Annotated in this window: 14 protein-coding genes and 1 pseudogene; 7 read left to right on the top strand and 8 right to left on the bottom strand. The window is 57.4% G+C overall.

Going from position 1 to position 17,271, the window contains the following annotated elements:
- The first annotated feature begins 21 nt into the window (after nt 1-21).
- The 5 genes from GHN92_RS04310 to leuD all read left to right on the top strand — a co-directional run bounded on the left by GHN92_RS04310 (nt 22) and on the right by leuD (nt 4,938).
- Nucleotides 22-915: a glycine betaine ABC transporter substrate-binding protein gene (locus GHN92_RS04310; protein ID WP_133144783.1), complete on the top strand. Its 894-nt coding sequence runs from the start codon at nt 22-24 to the stop codon at nt 913-915.
- 14 nt (nt 916-929) lie between these two features.
- Entirely contained in the window at nt 930-1,583 is a 654-nt protein-coding gene (locus GHN92_RS04315; protein WP_095001584.1) for an ABC transporter permease, read from the top strand.
- On the top strand, nt 1,580-2,737 hold the full coding sequence (locus tag GHN92_RS04320) for a betaine/proline/choline family ABC transporter ATP-binding protein (protein WP_153379430.1): 1,158 nt from the start codon (nt 1,580-1,582) through the stop codon (nt 2,735-2,737). Before GHN92_RS04315 ends, GHN92_RS04320 begins: the two co-directional genes overlap by 4 nt.
- A 168-nt stretch (nt 2,738-2,905) precedes the next feature.
- Nucleotides 2,906-4,327, top strand: a complete 1,422-nt coding sequence (leuC, locus tag GHN92_RS04325) for a 3-isopropylmalate dehydratase large subunit (protein ID WP_095031994.1) — start codon at nt 2,906-2,908, stop codon at nt 4,325-4,327.
- Nucleotides 4,324-4,938 (top strand): 3-isopropylmalate dehydratase small subunit, encoded by a 615-nt coding sequence (leuD, locus tag GHN92_RS04330; protein ID WP_095001587.1) that lies wholly within the window; start codon nt 4,324-4,326, stop codon nt 4,936-4,938. Before leuC ends, leuD begins: the two co-directional genes overlap by 4 nt.
- Before the next feature lie 21 nt (nt 4,939-4,959).
- On the opposite strand, the gene GHN92_RS04335 is transcribed toward leuD, so the two are convergent.
- The 4 genes and pseudogenes from GHN92_RS04335 to GHN92_RS04350 form a co-directional block, all read right to left on the bottom strand.
- Nucleotides 4,960-5,868 (bottom strand): LysR substrate-binding domain-containing protein, encoded by a 909-nt coding sequence (locus GHN92_RS04335; RefSeq protein WP_205125793.1) that lies wholly within the window; start codon nt 5,866-5,868, stop codon nt 4,960-4,962.
- A gap of 39 nt (nt 5,869-5,907) precedes the next feature.
- Nucleotides 5,908-6,783, bottom strand: a complete 876-nt coding sequence (locus GHN92_RS04340; protein ID WP_133144782.1) for an alpha/beta fold hydrolase — start codon at nt 6,781-6,783, stop codon at nt 5,908-5,910.
- Between the two features lie 181 nt (nt 6,784-6,964).
- Nucleotides 6,965-8,371, bottom strand: a complete 1,407-nt coding sequence (locus GHN92_RS04345) for an ATP-binding protein (protein WP_165484596.1) — start codon at nt 8,369-8,371, stop codon at nt 6,965-6,967.
- Between the two features lie 19 nt (nt 8,372-8,390).
- Nucleotides 8,391-9,148: pseudogene (locus tag GHN92_RS04350) on the bottom strand (response regulator).
- Nucleotides 9,149-9,332: 184 nt separating this feature from the next.
- Here GHN92_RS04350 and GHN92_RS04355 point away from each other — a divergent pair.
- On the top strand, nt 9,333-11,567 hold the full coding sequence (locus GHN92_RS04355; RefSeq protein WP_153379431.1) for a TonB-dependent siderophore receptor: 2,235 nt from the start codon (nt 9,333-9,335) through the stop codon (nt 11,565-11,567).
- 413 nt (nt 11,568-11,980) lie between these two features.
- Nucleotides 11,981-13,144 carry a type III PLP-dependent enzyme gene (locus GHN92_RS04360; RefSeq protein WP_095001593.1) on the top strand — a complete coding sequence of 388 codons (1,164 nt, stop codon included), beginning with the start codon at nt 11,981-11,983 and terminating at the stop codon, nt 13,142-13,144.
- Between the two features lie 37 nt (nt 13,145-13,181).
- On the opposite strand, the gene GHN92_RS04365 is transcribed toward GHN92_RS04360, so the two are convergent.
- From GHN92_RS04365 to GHN92_RS04380, 4 genes are all read right to left on the bottom strand, one after another.
- A complete protein-coding gene (locus tag GHN92_RS04365) occupies nt 13,182-14,195 on the bottom strand; it encodes an alpha-xenorhabdolysin family binary toxin subunit B (RefSeq protein ID WP_133144779.1) in 1,014 nt (337 codons plus the stop codon).
- A 15-nt stretch (nt 14,196-14,210) separates the two neighbouring features.
- Nucleotides 14,211-15,476, bottom strand: a complete 1,266-nt coding sequence (locus GHN92_RS04370; RefSeq protein WP_240043257.1) for an alpha-xenorhabdolysin family binary toxin subunit A — start codon at nt 15,474-15,476, stop codon at nt 14,211-14,213.
- A 155-nt stretch (nt 15,477-15,631) separates the two neighbouring features.
- Nucleotides 15,632-16,393, bottom strand: a complete 762-nt coding sequence (locus GHN92_RS04375; RefSeq protein WP_095018272.1) for a tetratricopeptide repeat protein — start codon at nt 16,391-16,393, stop codon at nt 15,632-15,634.
- Between the two features lie 3 nt (nt 16,394-16,396).
- On the bottom strand, nt 16,397-17,077 hold the full coding sequence (locus tag GHN92_RS04380) for a Fe2+-dependent dioxygenase (RefSeq protein ID WP_095001596.1): 681 nt from the start codon (nt 17,075-17,077) through the stop codon (nt 16,397-16,399).
- Between the last annotated feature and the right edge of the window lie 194 nt (nt 17,078-17,271).

Here is a 17,271-nt window from a genome sequence, read left to right on the forward strand (position 1 = left end):
TGGCTGAGCAAAGGAATAACCATGAAAAAAATTAGCTTTTTACTAGGCTGCATCCTGCTGTGTGCAGGAATTGCCCAGGCTGCGGAAAAACCCTTGATTCGCATTGGGGCGCGGGTGTTTACCGAGCAAACCCTGCTCGCGGAAATCACTTCGCAATACCTCAACAGCAAGGGCTATAACGCTCAGGTCACCGGCGGGCTGGGCAGCAGCCTGGCGCGTTCGGCCCAGGAGTCGGGGCAACTGGACATGGTGTGGGAATACACCGGCGTTTCGCTGGTGGCCTACAACCACATCACCGACAAACTCGACAGCCAGCAATCCTACGACCGGGTAAAAGAGGTCGATGCTAAAAAAGGACTGGTCTGGCTGCATCCGTCCAAGTTCAGCAACACCTATGCGCTGGCACTGCCACAAAAGGTGGCCGAAGCGTTTCCGGGCATCAACAGCATCAGCGACCTGAACAAGGCAATGCGCGAACCGGACAACAAAAATGCGCTGGTGGCCCTGGACACCGAGTTCGCCAACCGCTCCGACGGCTTGCTGGGTATGGTCAAGCTCTACGACATGGACCTGACCCGTCGCAATATCCGCCAGATGGACGCCGGGCTGGTCTACACCGCGCTGAAAAACGGCCAGGTGTTTGCCGGACTGGTCTACACCACGGACGGTCGCTTGAGCGCCTTCAATCTCAAATTGCTTGAAGACGACAAGCACTACTTCCCGGACTACACCGCCGCGCCGGTAGTGCGTCAGGCCTATCTGGATCAGCACCCCGACCTTGCGGGGCTGCTTAAGCCACTGGCCGATCTGTTTGACGATGAAACCATGCGTCAACTCAACGCCCGGGTCGATGTAAACCACGAAAGCCCGTCCAAAGTCGCCGCAGACTTTCTGCGCCAGCATCCACTGAACTGAAAAGAGGAGAAGACATGGAATTTTTAAACGCCTTTTCCCACATGGACTGGTCGCTTGTTCTGCATCTGACCTTGCAGCACATCACCCTGGTCGGCATTGCCGTGATTCTGGCAATCCTGATCGGCGTGCCGCTGGGCGTGCTGATGACACGCTTTCCGTCACTGGCCGGCCCGCTGCAAGCCAGCGCCACGGTGCTGCTGACCATTCCGTCAATTGCCCTGTTCGGCCTGCTGCTGCCGTTCTACTCGAAGTTCGGCCAGGGCCTTGGCCCTATGCCGGCCATTACCGCCGTGTTTTTGTACTCACTGCTGCCGATCATGCGTAACACCTTCCTGGCCCTCACCGGCGTGGAACCGGGTATTCGCGAAGCCGCTCGCGGTATCGGCATGACCTTCAGCCAGCGCCTGCGCATGGTTGAACTGCCCATCGCCGTGCCGGTGATTCTGGCCGGTGTGCGTACCGCCGTGGTCATGAACATCGGCGTCATGACCATTGCCGCCACCATCGGTGCCGGTGGTCTGGGTGTACTTATTCTTGCTGCAATCAGCCGTAGCGACATGTCGATGCTGATCGTAGGCGCCGTGTTGGTCAGTGTTCTGGCCATCATCGCCGACCTGCTTCTGCAATGGCTGCAACGCTCGCTGACTCCAAAAGGACTGCTCAAATGATCGAACTTCAAAACCTCAGCAAAACATTCCAAAGCAACGGCAAAGATGTAAAGGCCGTGGACTCGGTAAACCTGACCGTCAATGAAGGCGAAATCTGCGTATTCCTCGGGCCTTCGGGCTGCGGCAAAAGCACCACGCTGAAAATGATCAACCGTCTGATCAAGCCCACGTCGGGCAAGATCCTTATCAATGGCGAAGACACCACTGACCTCGACCCGGTAACCCTGCGTCGCAATATTGGTTATGTGATCCAGCAGATCGGCCTGTTCCCCAACATGACCATCGAGGAGAACATCACCATCGTTCCGCGCCTGCTGGGGTGGGACAAGCAAAAGTGCCATGACCGTGCCCGCGAACTGATGAGCATGATCAAGCTGGAGCCCAAGCAATACCTCAACCGTTATCCGCGCGAACTGTCTGGTGGTCAGCAGCAACGAATCGGCGTGATTCGCGCCCTGGCGGCCGATGCGCCGCTGCTGCTGATGGATGAACCGTTTGGTGCGGTGGACCCGATCAACCGCGAGATGATCCAGAACGAATTCTTCGAGATGCAGCGCGCGCTGAACAAGACCGTAATCATGGTCAGCCACGACATCGACGAAGCGATCAAACTGGGCGACAAGATCGCCATCTTCCGTGGCGGCAAACTGTTGCAAATGGACCACCCGGATACCCTGCTCGCTCACCCGGCGGACGACTTCGTGAGCAACTTTGTCGGCCAGGACAGCACCCTCAAGCGCCTGCTGCTGGTCAAGGCCGAAGATGCCGCGGACAACGCGCCATCGGTGAGCCCGGAAACCCCGGTGGCCGAAGCCCTGGAGCTGATGGACGAACTGGACCGTCGCTATGTGGTGGTCACCTGTGCCGACAACAAGGCACTGGGGTATGTACGTCGTCGTGACCTGCATCGCCAGACAGGCACCTGTGGCCAGTTCCTGCGGGAGTTCACCGCGACCGCTGCGTCGGAAGAACATTTGCGCATCCTGCTGTCGCGCATGTACGAGTTCAACCGCTCGTGGTTGCCGGTGATGGACGCCGAACGCGTATTCCAGGGCGAAGTGACGCAAGAATCGATTGCGGCGTACCTGAGTTCGGGTCGTTCGCGTGGCGCCAAGACCAGCATTGTTTCACCGGCTGAAATAGTTTCCGCTTGAGCCCTGTAGCCGCTGCCGCAGACTGCGCCGGGTTGCGCAGCCTGCGGCAGCGGCTACAACCTGTTGTATCCAACACGAATCATGTTCTGAGCCATCACTGCATCGCCATTGATGGTGCTCCCCGCGTCCTTATGATGGTTCGCACGCCTCCCGCTGCGAGCCATCACCATGCCCCATGCCAAAACCCTCTACGACAAGCACATTGATGCGCACACCGTGTGCGCGCTCGATGATCAAGGTCACGTCTTGCTATACATAGACCGTCAGGTCATTAACGAATACACCAGCCCGCAAGCCTTCAGTGGTTTGCGTGAAGCCGGGCGCGAAGTGTGGCGCCCGGAAACCGCCCTGGCGGTGGTTGACCATGTGAACCCGACCGCCCCCGTGCGCGTGGCCGCCATGGCCGATGCAGGCGGCGCTTTGCAGGTGTCGTATCTGCAACAGAACTGCGAAAAGTTTGGCATCGAGCTGTTCGATGTGCTCGACCAGCGCCAGGGGATCGAACACGTTATCGCCCCCGAGCAAGGCTTCATCCTGCCCGGCATGATGATCGCCGCAGGCGACAGTCACACCACGACTTATGGCGCGCTGGGTGCCTTCGGCTTTGGTATCGGCACCTCTGAAATCGAGCACCTGCTGGCCACTCAGACACTGGTCTACAAACGTCTGAAAAGCATGCGAGTGACCGTCCAGGGCGCGCTGGGCCTGGGGCTGACGTCAAAAGACCTGATCATGGCCCTGATCGCCAAAATCGGCGCTTCAGGCGCCACCGGCTATGCCATTGAATTTACCGGCTCGACCATCGATGCATTGAGCGTCGAAGCGCGCATGACCATCTGCAACATGGCCGTGGAAGCCGGTGCCCGCGGTGCTTTTATGGCGCCCGATGACAAGGTGTACGCCTACCTCAAAGACAAACCCCGTGCCCCACAAGGCGAGTTGTGGGAACAAGCGGTTGAGCATTGGTGCCTGCTTTATAGCGACCCCGACGCGCAGTTCGATCAAGAGGTGCAAGTGGACGCCACTGACCTGCAACCGATGGTCACGTGGGGCACCAGCCCCGATCAGGCCGCCGCCATTGGCAGCCGCGTACCGGACCCGCAGGCGATCAGCGACTTGATCTTGCGTCAGGACATGCGCCGGGCCTTGAACTACATGGGCCTGGAGGCTGGCGCGCCGCTCAATGAAGTGGTGATCAGCCATGCCTTTATCGGTTCGTGCACCAACGCCCGCATTGAAGATTTACGTGACGCCGCACAGGTGGTGCGCGGCCAGAAAGTGGCCACGCATGTGCGGGCGATGATCGTGCCGGGGTCGACTCAGGTGCGTGATCAGGCCGAGGCCGAAGGGTTGGCCGCGATCTTTATCGACGCCGGTTTTGAGTGGCGCCAGTCCGGGTGCTCCATGTGCCTGGCCATGAATGATGACGTACTCGCCCCCGGCGACCGCTGCGCCTCCAGTACCAATCGCAACTTCGAAGGCCGCCAGGGCGCCGGGGCACGCACCCATTTGATGAGCCCGGCGATGGTCGCGGCCGCCGCCATTACCGGCCATCTGGTCGACGTTCGCCAACTGTCAGGGAGAGTCTGAGCATGCAACCTTTCACCACCGTCAGCGGCAAGGCAGCACCGATGCTCGCGGCCAACATCGATACCGATGTGATCATGCCCAAGCAGTTTCTTAAAGGCATTGATCGCAACGGACTGGATCGCGGTCTGTTTTTTGACCTGCGTTTCCTGCCTTCGGGCGAGCCGAACCCGGCGTTCGTCCTTAATCAGCCGGGCTGGCAAGAGGCACGCTTTTTAGTCACCGGGCCGAATTTTGGCTGTGGCTCCAGCCGTGAACATGCGGTCTGGGGATTGAAGCAACTCGGTATCCGGGCCTTGATTGGCAGCAGCTTTGCCGGGATCTTTTATGACAACTGCCAGCGTAACGGGGTGTTGGTGATTACCCTGGAAGAGGCGCAGGTGCAGGCGCTAGGGCACACTGTCAGCCACGCAGATATGGCTGAAATTGCCGTTGACCTGCCGAGCCAAAGCATTTGTCTGGCCGATGGTTCAACGGTTGAGTTCCAGATCGACGGCCTGCGTAAAACCGCGCTGTTGCAGGGGCTGGATGCCATTGGCAGCACCTTGCAACGCAGTCGGCAGATTCGCGAGTTCCAAGAGCGGCACTTGCAGGCCAACCCTTGGTTGAGCTGAAAAGCGCCCTCACGGCAGAGGTCACAAGCGCCCCAATTGCGTCTGCAAAAACTCCACACACACCCGCAGCTTGCCCGAGTTAGCCAGCCGTGTCGGGTACACCGCCCACACGTCAGCGCTTTGCCAGTATTCAGGCAGTACCTGCACCAACCTGCCCTGTTCCAGCAGTGGCCTGACATCCCACATCGAGCGCAGCAACACGCCACGCCCGTCCAGTGCCCACTGCAACACTATCTCGCCACTGTTAGACGACAACGGCCCGCTGACGCGCACGCTGGCTTCGCCTTCCGGGCCTTGCAGTTGCCAGATACCAAACGCGTTGTCGCGCTCTTTAAGCACCAGGCAATCGTGCTGCCCCAGGTCTTCCAGATGTTGAGGTACACCCCGGCGCTTGAGGTAGTCAGGGGAAGCGCACAACACGCGATTGTTGGTCACCAGCCGGCGCCCGATATGCTGGCCCGGAATGTCATCGCCCACATGAATCTCCAGATCGAAGCCTTCATGGACGATATTCACCACTCGATCAAACACGTCGAGGCGAATCTCCAGCTCGGGGTACTGCTCGGCCAGCAAGGAAATGGCAGGCGCCACATGGTTGCGGCCAAAACCGAAAGTACTGCATACGTGCAAGCGTCCACGCGGGGCCGAATGCGCTTCGGACAGCTCATCCTGTAGCTGCTGAACATCATCCAGAATCCGTACCGCCCAGCGCTGCACCCGCTCGCCGTCATCGGTCAGCGCGATACGGCGGCTGGTGCGATGCAGCAAGCGACTGCCCAGGGTAGTTTCGAGAATTTGAATACGTTTGCTGACATAGGCTGGAGACAACCCCAGCTCTTCTGCCGCTGCGGCAAAGCCACCTTTGCGCACCACCGTGAGGAAGACCCGCAGGTCTTCAGGCAACGGCGCACTGTATTTTATTGGCGGCATGGTCATGAGCGGCTTGGCGGCAAGAGCGTACAGAATAGCTCAGCGCAGAAAAGGCAGCACATGTTCAAGCAGCAGTTCAGGGACTTCTTCGGCAATGTAGTGCCCGGACGGCAACGCCTGGCCACGCACATCGGTCGCGACTTTCTGCCATTCGCCAAGCGGGTCGAAACAACGCCCCACCGTGCCCTCCGCGCCCCACAACAGCAACACGGGCATATTCAAATACCGACCTGCGGCAATGTCCTCGCGGTCATGCTCAAGGTCAATCCCGGCGCTGGCACGATAGTCTTCGCAGATCCCCCGCGCCGCGCCCGGCAGTTTGATGCAGCGCACGTATTCAGCCAGCGCTTGGGCCGTAAACGGTTGCAAGCCCGCACTGCGGCTGCCCATCACGCTGAGCAGGTACTGTTCAGGATCGGCCTCGATAAGGCGTTCAGGCAACGGCGCCGGGCGAATCAAGAAGAACCAGTGCCAGTAAGCACGGGCAAAGGCCTCATTGGTTTGCGCGTACATGGCCAGCGTCGGCGCAATGTCGAGCATGACCAGGCGGTTAATCGCCTGCGGATGGTCCAGCGCCAGACGATGGGCAACTCGCGCGCCACGGTCATGGGCCAGTACCGAAAACTGCTCGAAACCCAGGCTGCTCATCAGCCTCAGCGAGTCACGGGCCATTTCACGCTTGCTGTAGTTGCTATGGTCGGCTACCGCTTCGGGCTTTTCACTGTCACCGTAGCCACGCAAATCGGCCACGACCACTGTGAAGTGCTCGGCCAATTGCCCGGCAACCTTGTGCCAGATCACGTGCGTCTGCGGGTGCCCGTGAATCAACAGCAACCCCGGCCCGTGACCGCCGACCCGGAAGGCAATCTGCACGCCATTGACCTGGCGCTGTACTGTGTTAAAACCGGCGAACATGAGGCTGCTCCTTCTAATGGTCAGCCCATGCTAGAGCTCCCAGATTCGGCGACAAGGGCCAAACCGTGGCGGCTTGATTCATGAAGTGTGGTACACCAGCTCGGCATCAAGGTCGGTGACTTAAATAGATCTCTCTACCCCCGGATCAAGGCTTTTGAAGTTCCGACTTGTTGAGTTGATCTCAAGCCTTTGCCTGAGCGCTTGCGCCCTCACCCTCCCTGAGCGGCAAGAAAATACAGGCGGTCAAACCTCCTCCTTCACGATTGCCAAGCACCAGGCTGCCCTTATGGCTGACGGCAATACGCCTGGCGATACTAAGCCCCAGTCCAAAACCGCCAGATTGATCATTGCGTGAGGTATCCGCACGTACGAACGGATCGGTGACTGAATGCAGAACAGATTGCGCTATACCAGGCCCGCGATCATTGACTCGCAATGTCACACCGCTTGACGAGCGCTCGACCTCAATCGTTATTTCCCGGGCATAGGCTTGCGCGTTCACCAGCAAATTCTGCAAGCAACGGTGCAGCAACACGCCGTTTGCGTAGATCATCCCGCCCCGGCCACTGACAGGCAATGGCTCGGCGGGTGTCGACAACTCGGTACACAGGTTGCGCAATACGCTGTCGAGATCAATAAACTGGCATGTGTGTTGGTTGGCACTCTGCAGATAGACGAGTACCTGAGTAATCATCTTGTCCATTTGATAAATGTTTTGCTTCAAGCGCTCACGCTGATCGAGATCGTTCAACCGCTCAATGCGTAAACGCATGCGGGTCAAGGGCGTTCGCAGATCGTGGGACACTGCCGCCAGAAAAAAACTCTGGTCATTGACCATCGCGACAATCTGTTTCTGCATGGTGTTAAACATCTGGGCGGCCTGGCGGACTTCCAGAGGCCCTTCAATCGCCAACGGCGTCTGATCAAGGTTATCGCCCAACGCATTGGCGGCGTCACTGAGCCGTTTTAGAGGGCGCAGGCACAGTCGCACAGCCAACCAGCACATCCCGATGACGCCGATAATGCGCACCACATAGACCCGCAGAATGTAGTCGGCAATTAACGCCCATGCTGACTCGCCGCTCCAGCCCTGCAACTCGTGCCCCTCGATGCTCAACCAATGACCATCGGCCAGGGGCACGGCGAAATCCACATGGGCGGTGGCCGTTTGCAGGCCAAAAAGGCTGCGCCAGACCAGCGGCTGACCGGATGCATCGGTCAGGTCGACCTCTATCATCTCAATCGCTGGCGCGTATCCCAACTCATACGCCAGTGCCTGTTTCAACAGCAAAGCCGTGCGTCGGGCCGCGCGATCATTGCCGGGTTGAGTATCGGGTTTCGTGGCCAGGCACCTGGCCGTGTAATTGGCCGGTGCTGTCTGGGGTTGCCCCGCAATGCAACTGTCTTGGTTAATCAATTGTGCCGTTCGGCTGGCCATCAACCGGACAGGCGCTTCGAGGACTTGCGCATAGCGCACGTCGAACCAGATGCTGCTCGACAACAATTGAATAGCCAGCGTGCCGCTGACCAGAATCAGCGTCAGTTGGCCGAACAGGGTTTTGGGCCACAGGCGCATCACCCCCCGCACCAGAGCATCGCGCACCTGGTTAAACCGCCGCTTCAGGGCTGTAGACACTTAGCAGGTAACCTTCATTACGCACGGTCAGTATCTGGACGTGCCCCTCCTTGAAATGCTGGCGCAGACGGCTGATGCACATGTCGATCGAGCCGTCGTCGGGCGAGTATTCTCGTCCCATCGCACTGAGTGTCAATTGATCACGCGACAACACTTGTTCACGGGCCTGGAGCAAATCACGCAACACCCTGAAGTCGGAGCGCGGCAAGGTCAGGGTCTGGCCACCCGGGGTGTGTAACAGGCGCTTTACATAATCGAGGCGATAGCCGACGAAGTCGCGGTGGGTCGTGACCGGGCGATCCGCGATGGGCTCGGCCCGTGCTTGCCGGCGCAGCACCGCCTTGATTCTGGCCACCAGCTCACGGGGCTCGAAAGGCTTGGTCAAATAATCATCGGCGCCTACCTCCAGGCCAATGATGCGATCCAGCGCTGATCCCTTGGCGGAAAGCATGATCACGCTAAGGCCGGGGCGCGATTGAAGCTGGCGACACAGACTCAGGCCGTCTTCTCCCGGCAGCATGACGTCCAGCACGACCAGATCGACAGCCTGGCGCCCAACTGCGCCCACATCTCAAGGCCATCGGCTGCTGCCAGCACATGGTCGCCGTTCTCACTCAGGTAATCACATAACAACTCGCGAATTTCATCATCGTCATCCACCACCAACAGCGTTTTGGCGGCCACGGGAGGTTTTGACGTGGGTAAAACATGGCGCTCATTACATTCCATTACATACCCACACATATCCGTAATAGTGCCTGGCGGCGTGATACCTAAAATGCTACCAAACATTATCTGCAAATACGAAGTATTACCAATGACAACGCAGGGCATGATGACGGATCTCTCAGCACGACCTTTGATGCTAACCACCCCGGCTCGCCGAAATGCACCCCGCAACCAGGCCGCGCTCATGGCCGCTATCAGCCTCAGCGCCATGGTCGGCTTGGCCAGCCAACCGGCAATAGCGGGGACGATTGAACTGGACACCCTGAATGTCGAAGGTACCCAGCCATCAGCCGATGAAAACACCGGCCAACTGGGTTACACCGTCAAGAGCACCACCAGTTCCACGGGCATGAAACTCACCCCGCGCCAAACGCCACAATCGGTCACCACCATCACCCAGGAACAAATGGCAGACCGCCAGATCACCAATATCGAGCAAGTGCTGGACAGCGCACCCGGCGTCACCATGAGCAAGTCAGAAGTGGGCGGACGCACCGAGTACCGCGCACGCGGCTATCCGATTACCAACTGGAAAACCGACGGCCTGCAGTTTCAGGGCGGCTCGGACTTCAGTGGCGCAGGCAGCTCGCTGAACATGGATATGTACGAGCGTATCGACATCGTACGCGGTGCCAATGGCCTGCTGGGCGGCACCGGCGACCCATCGGCCACCGTCAACCTGATCCGCAAACGCCCTGGCTACGAGTTCGGCGGCAGTGCATACGCCACCTATGGCAGTTGGGACAAGCGACGCCTGGGCGCTGACCTGAACCTGCCCTTGTCTGAAGATGGCCGATTGCGCTCTCGCCTGGTCATGACGCAAGAGGACGCCAACTCTTTCCGCGATCAACAGTCCGAGCGTTCACGGGCCGCGCTGGCCAATGTCGAGTTTGACCTGACGGATGCCACGACCCTCGGTGCCGGCTATCAATATGAGTACTACAAGATCGTGGGCGGCGGCTGGGGCGCGAACATCCCTATCTGGTACGGCGATGGCAGTAAAACAAGCCTGCCGCGCAGCACCAACGTGGTGCCCAGCTGGAGTTTTGGCGAGTACACCACGCGTACAGCGTTCGGCTCGCTGGAGCATCGCTTTGATAATGACTGGACGCTCAACGTCAAAGCGGCGCAAAGCACCACCGATGCGTTGAATCACCGCGGGCTGGCCAAGGTCAACTCCATAGGTGGCGGCGCATTCGGCGGTTACTGGAACCAGGATGGTACCGGGGCCATTCTCAATGGCCTGCACAGCTCCACCGACACGACCCAGCAATCGGCACAAGTCGACGTGACCGGACCTTTCAGCCTGTTCGGACGCACCCACCAGGCCATGTTCGGCTACAACGACAGTCGCACCGTCGCCTGGTCACCTCAATATCGTTGCAATATGGTCAGCGATGACCGCACCAGCCCTAGCGCGCTGGGGTGCCAGTTCCGGGCAAACAACGGTTTCCCGATTACCGACTGGCACAACGGGGTCGATAGCGACTACCGGATCAACGCTTACAAAACCGGCCTGCACAGCAAAACCACCACCCGCCTGCAAGGCATGTATGCGGCCACCCGCCTGAGTATTACCGACCCGTTGTCGGTGATCCTGGGCGCGCGCATCAGCGATTACAGCAGCACCACGGTGTCGACCGCCGGAGTGCGCAGCAATCAGCAACAAAACGGTATCGTCACGCCTTACCTGGGGGCGGTGTATGACCTCAACGACACCTACTCGCTGTACGCCAGCTACACCGATATCTTCAGCCCGCAAAGCGAAGAAAACGCCAGCGGCAACAAGCTCGAGCCGATTCGCGGCCAGAGTTATGAAACCGGTATTAAAGGAGAATGGTTTGACGGTCAGGTCAATGCGCAAGCGGCCTACTTCCTGACCCGCCAGGAAAACAAGGCAGTGACCGATGGCGCCAACCTGACGCCCACCGGAGCCCAGGCCTACACGACCGGCACCGGCGTAGAGACAGAAGGTATCGACCTCGAAGTCCCCGGCGCGTTGACGCCCAACTGGAATGTCTACGGTGGCTACACCTATCTGCACTTTCGTCGCCTTAACGCCGACGGCCAAAGTGACCCGTCGCACCTGTTCAAGGCTTCAACCACCTACCGCCTGTCGGGTGCTCTTGATCGCTTGACCGTGGGTACCGGTGTCACCGCGCAAACCAGCATTCGCGCCACCTCTACTCCGGCAGGCATTCCCACAGACGGTGTGAGCCGCGGCCCCACCGATGTGACCTGGGCAGGTTATGCCATCTGGAGCGCAATGGCCAAATACGACCTCACCGAAGATACGGCCGTTACCCTGAACGCCAACAACCTCTTCGACAAAACCTACTACACCCGCTACGGCTTCTACGCTGGCGCCATATACGGTGATCCGCGCAGCCTGTCGTTGACCCTGAGTACTGCATTTTGAGACCTGGCCTGTTCCTTCCCCCAAGGTAAGCCCTGCTTCAACATGCAACTACCGAAGCCCGCCCAATGGCGGGCTTCGTCTGTTTGGCAACGGCCAAAAAAGCCACTGGGGGAACATCACACCGTCATCAAGGTCGGTTACTTAAATGGCTCACTTTGGCCCCACGACGAAGGCTTATAAAATTGCGACATTTTTTGTTGATCTAAGCGCAGTCACGCCCTAAAGTTCGCGCCGAACATCCATGCTGGAAACGATCCATCCGGCTCAAGTACTGACGACGAGACAGCAAGGTCCATTTACCTTATTTGCTTTCGGCGGACATGCCTTGGGAAGTAGGCGAACCAAAGTGGGGATACGGAGGATGTTCAGCTGCACCCATTTATTGATGACGTTTGCCACAGGAGTTCCCCAGCATGTCGATCCAGGTCGAAGACTATTACGCGCGCGACACCTTCAACAAAATGAAGGCGTTCGCTGACACCCAGGAAACACCGTTCGTGGTGATCGATACCGCCATGATCAGCAAGGCTTACGATGACCTGCGCGCAGGCTTCGAATTCGCCAAGGTGTATTACGCGGTGAAGGCCAACCCGGCCGTCGAAATCATTGATCTGCTGCGCGACAAAGGTTCGAGCTTCGATATCGCGTCGATCTATGAGCTGGATAAAGTCATGGACCGCGGCGTCAGCCCGGACCGCATCAGCTACGGCAACACCATCAAGAAATCCAAAGACATTCGTTATTTCTACGAGAAAGGCGTGCGTCTGTTTTCCACCGACTCCGAAGCCGACTTGCGCAACATTGCCAAGGCCGCACCGGGCGCCAAGATTTACGTGCGCATCCTTACCGAAGGTTCGACCACCGCTGACTGGCCTCTGTCGCGAAAATTCGGCTGCCAGACCGATATGGCCATGGACCTGCTGATTCTGGCCCGTGACCTGGGCCTGGTGCCTTACGGCATTTCGTTCCACGTAGGTTCGCAGCAACGTGACATTAGCGTGTGGGACGCAGCCATCGCCAAGGTCAAGGTGATCTTCGAGCGTCTGAAAGAAGAAGACGGCATCGTCCTCAAGCTGATCAACATGGGCGGCGGCTTCCCGGCCAACTACATCACCCGTACCAACAGCCTGGAAACCTACGCCGAAGAAATCATTCGTTTCCTGAAAGAAGACTTCGGTGACGACCTGCCAGAAATCATTCTGGAACCGGGCCGTTCGCTGATCGCCAACGCAGGCATCCTGGTCAGTGAAGTGGTTTTGGTCGCACGTAAATCGCGCACCGCCGTCGAGCGTTGGGTGTATACCGATGTGGGCAAATTCTCTGGTCTGATCGAAACCATGGACGAAGCCATCAAGTTCCCGATCTGGACTGAAAAGAAAGGCGAGATGGAAGAAGTGGTCATCGCCGGCCCAACCTGTGACAGCGCCGACATCATGTACGAAAACTACAAATACGGCCTGCCCCTGAACCTGGCCATCGGCGATCGCCTGTACTGGTTGTCGACCGGTGCCTATACCACCAGCTACAGCGCCGTTGAGTTCAATGGCTTCCCGCCGCTGAAATCGTTCTACCTGTAACAACTGGCCCCCCGCGCAAGCGTGCGGGGGGCAGCCCCTATCGGCTGATGTGCCGTAAGAAACGCAGAAAACCCGCCAGCTCTGCCGAGGCTTGCACCATCGAGTGCTCATTTGCATCAATGGCTGCATTGACCCGAGTGGAAAACACGGTCAACCCGTTGGCAATCCGCTTCATGTTGTCGACCCAGTACGCCCGCGCTTCAACCAGCTCTGCGTGACGCCTTATTTTTTCAGCGCGCTCCTTGAGCACGCGCCTGTCTGACTTGTCCCTGGATTTACGCATGCTCAAATCAGCCAGTTTGTCGGTGATTTTGTTGCGTGCTTCAATCAGCGAAAACATCCTGTACCCACTGTCAATAAAACCCAGGTACTGCGTTATACGCTCAATGGCGGCAGTCACCACATCCGCCTCGACCTTTCCCACTGCAGCTGTTGTCACAAGTACCTGAATTTGTTCAATACCAGGCAGCAAATCCCTTGCATGATCAAGCCAGGTCCTGGACTGAAGGATCTCCAGAGCCGCGACGACAACCTGTTTGTCCGCACGCAATTGATCTTCTTCCAGTTGCAGCGTAATCGCCTGTTGCTCCAGTTCATCCAGCCTGGCCACGTCATACGCCAGCAGCGGATCGGAATAGTGTTCGAGATTCAGTCCCTCGCCTTCGGCAGTACGCAATGCTATTTGCGCTTTGGCCGCCGCAACAGCACTCACCAGGCGCCGGCTTCGCTGAGTGAAAGTTTCATTCAGAATATGGATTGCAGAGGTGCGAGCCTCAGGCGTTAATGGGCCATGAGTGTGAATGGCTGCCCATTGTTCCGCCAGTTCATCAAAACCCGCACTGTCCACCATTACTTCAAGGCTACGCACCTTGTCGACAATACTGCGCGCACCACGACTCAAGCATCTGGCCGCCAGGCTTAAACGCTCCTGCAACGATGGAATAAAATCGTATTCATGACTGACCGCCACTGCATTAAACTTTTTTAGCCCGCTGAAAACACCTGGCATATCAGGGGTTTCATACTCCACTTCATCGACGCCCGCATTCATATTGTGACTTCCTTTTCAAATACGCTTTTCAATAATCTCATTAAATGCATTGGATATTTGCACGCTGTAATCCTTAACACGCTTCCACGGATTCAGCAGCTGTGCAAAATCAACTTTAAGTTTGTATAAGCGACCAAAAGAATCCACGTACCCCAATTCATGATCAACTTCATCCAGGTAGTTACTTATATAGCTCCATACTTGCGCCAGACGCTTGGCGCCCTCTTCTGCTCCCAGCATGCGACTGCGCAAGTCGGTAAAACGCTGCTGGGTGGCATCCAGCACCATCGCGAGTTGCTCTTGCTCCTGGCTGCCTTGCCTGGCAATGTCACGCTCGGCAATCAGTTTGTTTTTTCGTGTGCGTATTGCTTCGGCCTTTACCCCGAATATCCCGCCTGTGACAGCCAAGCCGATAGGCCCCAGAAAAATCCCTGAGTGCCCGTACAAAACCTGAGACCTGTAATCCCTTATCAATCGCTCGATTTCGCTGTCCAGCTCTTTGATGCGCGCAGTCAGTGTTTCACGGTCCCTGGAAAGGCCCGCTTTGGCATAGGCATCCAGTTTGGCATTGACTTCATGAGTCAATTCATCGGACAGGACGCGCTCAAACTCGGCCGCCAATGCCCCCACTGCGTAGGCTCTTTTTATATAGGAATCGGTGCTGCTTTTGATCGACTTTACATGTTCGCGCATGATGGTGACTGCCTTGAGTTCTGTAGAGCTAAGCCCATCAGCCAACTGCGCGGTTTCCGCGGCCGTCAGATCGTCCAGCCCACCAGAGAACAGCCGATCGGAATCCAGCCTGTTTATTAATTCAATGATGCCATTGGCATGGGTAATGAAACTGTCCGAGAACCGGTTCAGTTGGCGAGCAAGTTCCTTTGTTTCCCGCTCGAGCGCCGACCAGCTGCCGGCATGCTGCACGACGCGTTGATGAAAAGACTGAATACTGGCGGGTTCTAGCCCCGGAATACTTGTAGTGTCCAGACCAAACCAGGCCACAATCTTGTTGTAGTCCACGGGTAACTTGCGTGACTCACTCACATAGGCTCGAACACTGTGAATATCACTGCGCCGGATAATAAAACCCAATTCTTCCTTTGAAACAGCGGAATCTTTTTCACCGGCCAGCATTTGAATATAATGCGATGGCAAATAGATAGCCGCTTCCAGAGCGCTCATTTTCTCAAGCGATCTGGCCTCCTCAGCACTGTTGCTGAACGCCTTATTATCAACCTGCATATTAATTCCCTTTAAAAAATGATCCTGTTCGAACAGCATCACTTCTCAAAGAGCATCCATCAATAACAGAACTACCCGAGTACCTGTAAGACCGGGACAAAAATAAAAATGAATAATTACCCGAATAAACAGTTATTGGCTAGGACACGCTTGAAAGCCGCGTACGAGCATTAACTTTGACGGTGTAATCACGGTCAGCCGTTGTTGCCCTGCAAGGCATCGATACGCACTTGCCAGGCAGCGCTCAGTGCCCGGATACGGGGTTCCCGAGCCTCTAGCAGGGTGCCCAGGGTCACCCGCAAGAAGTTCAGATTGCCGCCATTCAGAGCACGCTCGAACCAGCGCAACGCGTCATCAATATTGCCGTCTTCGGCCAGTACCGAGGCATGGCTGAACTGGCCACGAAAATCACCGCCGCGTGCCGAGCGCTCGTACCAGAGACAGGCCTCGGCTTTGTCGGCCGGGCAATGCTCGCCTTCTTCGAGGTAACGCCCCAGCAGGTTCATCGACTTGGCATGGCCCGCCTGTGCCGCCACCCGGTACAGCTGGTACGCCGCGTTCTGGTCTTGGGTTACGCCGCGACCGGTAGCGAGCAAGTTGGCGTAGTTGTAGAGCGCCCAATCCAGTCCAGCTTCAGCGGCTTGTCGATATTCCAGGCTTGCCAGGGTGCAGTCGACGGGCCCGCCCCAACCATGCTCCCAGCAGCGACCCAGCATGTTGCGGGCCATCAAGTGGCCGGCATTGGCCGCAATCTGAAACCAGCGCTTGGCCAGCACCGGGTCGCGCTCGATGCCCTGGCCGTCGAGCAGGATCTGCCCCAGCAACGCCTGACCATCGACGATGCCCTCTTTGGCCGCCATCAAAATGGCCTGGGCCGCTTTGGCCGGGTTCTCGCTCAACATGGCGCTCAGCTGGTCACCATTGAGTACTTCTTCGCGGCGTAATTGAAAGCTCATGAATTACACCTCGGCCCATCGACGCAACAGGTTGTGATAAGTGCCGGTGAGCTGGATCAGCGAAGGATGATCAGGAACGTCACGGGTCAGTTGCTGGATCGCGCCGTCCATTTCAAACAGCAACGTGCGCTGACTGTCCTCGCGTACCAGGCTCTGAGTCCAGAAGAACGACGCAAAACGTGCCCCACGGGTAACGGCATTGACCTTGTGCAAACTGGTACCGGGGTACAAGACCATATCGCCAGCAGGCAGTTTGACCTGCTGCACACCATAGGTGTCCTGAATCACCAGTTCGCCGCCGTCGTACTCCTCGGGGTCACTGAAAAACAGGGTCGCCGACAGATCAGTACGCACCCGTTCAGGGCTGCCCTTGGGCTGGCGCACGGCATTGTCGATATGGAAGTCGAAACTGCCGCCCCCGGTGTAGCAGTTCACCAACGGCGGGAAGACCTTGTGTGGCAGGGCCGCCGACATATACAGCGGATTTTTCCACAGCCTGTCTACCATCGCCGCGCCGATCTCCTTGGCGAGGGGATGGTCTTCGGGCAGTTGCAGATTGTGCTTGGCCTTGGCCGATTGAAAGCCGGCGGTGATTTTACCGTCAGCCCATTGCGTCTGCTGCAGCGCCTCACGGATGCGCTGCACCTCTTCACGGGAGAACAAGCCGGGGATATGCAGCAACATGACGCAATACCTGATAGCAAAGGGATGGCAATGGTATTGATTCTTATTGTCTATGTAAAACTTTGTTAAGAGACCTGTAGACGAACGAGTGTGAAAAAACCGTAAAGGCAATTTGTAAAGAATGTAAATTCAGCGCAAATAGTAATGCCTCTCAATTGATAGTCAGAATTGTTTGCCATATATTTCGCGGCTCA

The organism is Pseudomonas sp. FSL R10-2964, from assembly GCF_009600035.1.
In the GTDB taxonomy this organism is placed as follows: domain Bacteria; phylum Pseudomonadota; class Gammaproteobacteria; order Pseudomonadales; family Pseudomonadaceae; genus Aquipseudomonas; species Aquipseudomonas bubulae.

Bases quoted from the DNA above. Each gene is read 5' to 3' on its own strand.
- GHN92_RS04310 (WP_133144783.1), top strand. From the start codon at position 22: ATGAAAAAAATTAGCTTTTTACTAGGCTGCATCCTGCTGTGTGCAGGA.
- GHN92_RS04315 (WP_095001584.1), top strand. From the start codon at position 930: ATGGAATTTTTAAACGCCTTTTCCCACATGGACTGGTCGCTTGTTCTG.
- GHN92_RS04320 (WP_153379430.1), top strand. From the start codon at position 1,580: ATGATCGAACTTCAAAACCTCAGCAAAACATTCCAAAGCAACGGCAAA.
- leuC (WP_095031994.1), top strand. From the start codon at position 2,906: ATGCCCCATGCCAAAACCCTCTACGACAAGCACATTGATGCGCACACC.
- GHN92_RS04335 (WP_205125793.1), bottom strand. From the start codon at position 5,868: ATGCCGCCAATAAAATACAGTGCGCCGTTGCCTGAAGACCTGCGGGTC.
- GHN92_RS04340 (WP_133144782.1), bottom strand. From the start codon at position 6,783: ATGTTCGCCGGTTTTAACACAGTACAGCGCCAGGTCAATGGCGTGCAG.
- GHN92_RS04355 (WP_153379431.1), top strand. From the start codon at position 9,333: ATGGCCGCTATCAGCCTCAGCGCCATGGTCGGCTTGGCCAGCCAACCG.
- GHN92_RS04360 (WP_095001593.1), top strand. From the start codon at position 11,981: ATGTCGATCCAGGTCGAAGACTATTACGCGCGCGACACCTTCAACAAA.
- GHN92_RS04365 (WP_133144779.1), bottom strand. From the start codon at position 14,195: ATGAATGCGGGCGTCGATGAAGTGGAGTATGAAACCCCTGATATGCCA.
- GHN92_RS04370 (WP_240043257.1), bottom strand. From the start codon at position 15,476: ATGCTGTTCGAACAGGATCATTTTTTAAAGGGAATTAATATGCAGGTT.
- GHN92_RS04375 (WP_095018272.1), bottom strand. From the start codon at position 16,393: ATGAGCTTTCAATTACGCCGCGAAGAAGTACTCAATGGTGACCAGCTG.
- GHN92_RS04380 (WP_095001596.1), bottom strand. From the start codon at position 17,077: ATGTTGCTGCATATCCCCGGCTTGTTCTCCCGTGAAGAGGTGCAGCGC.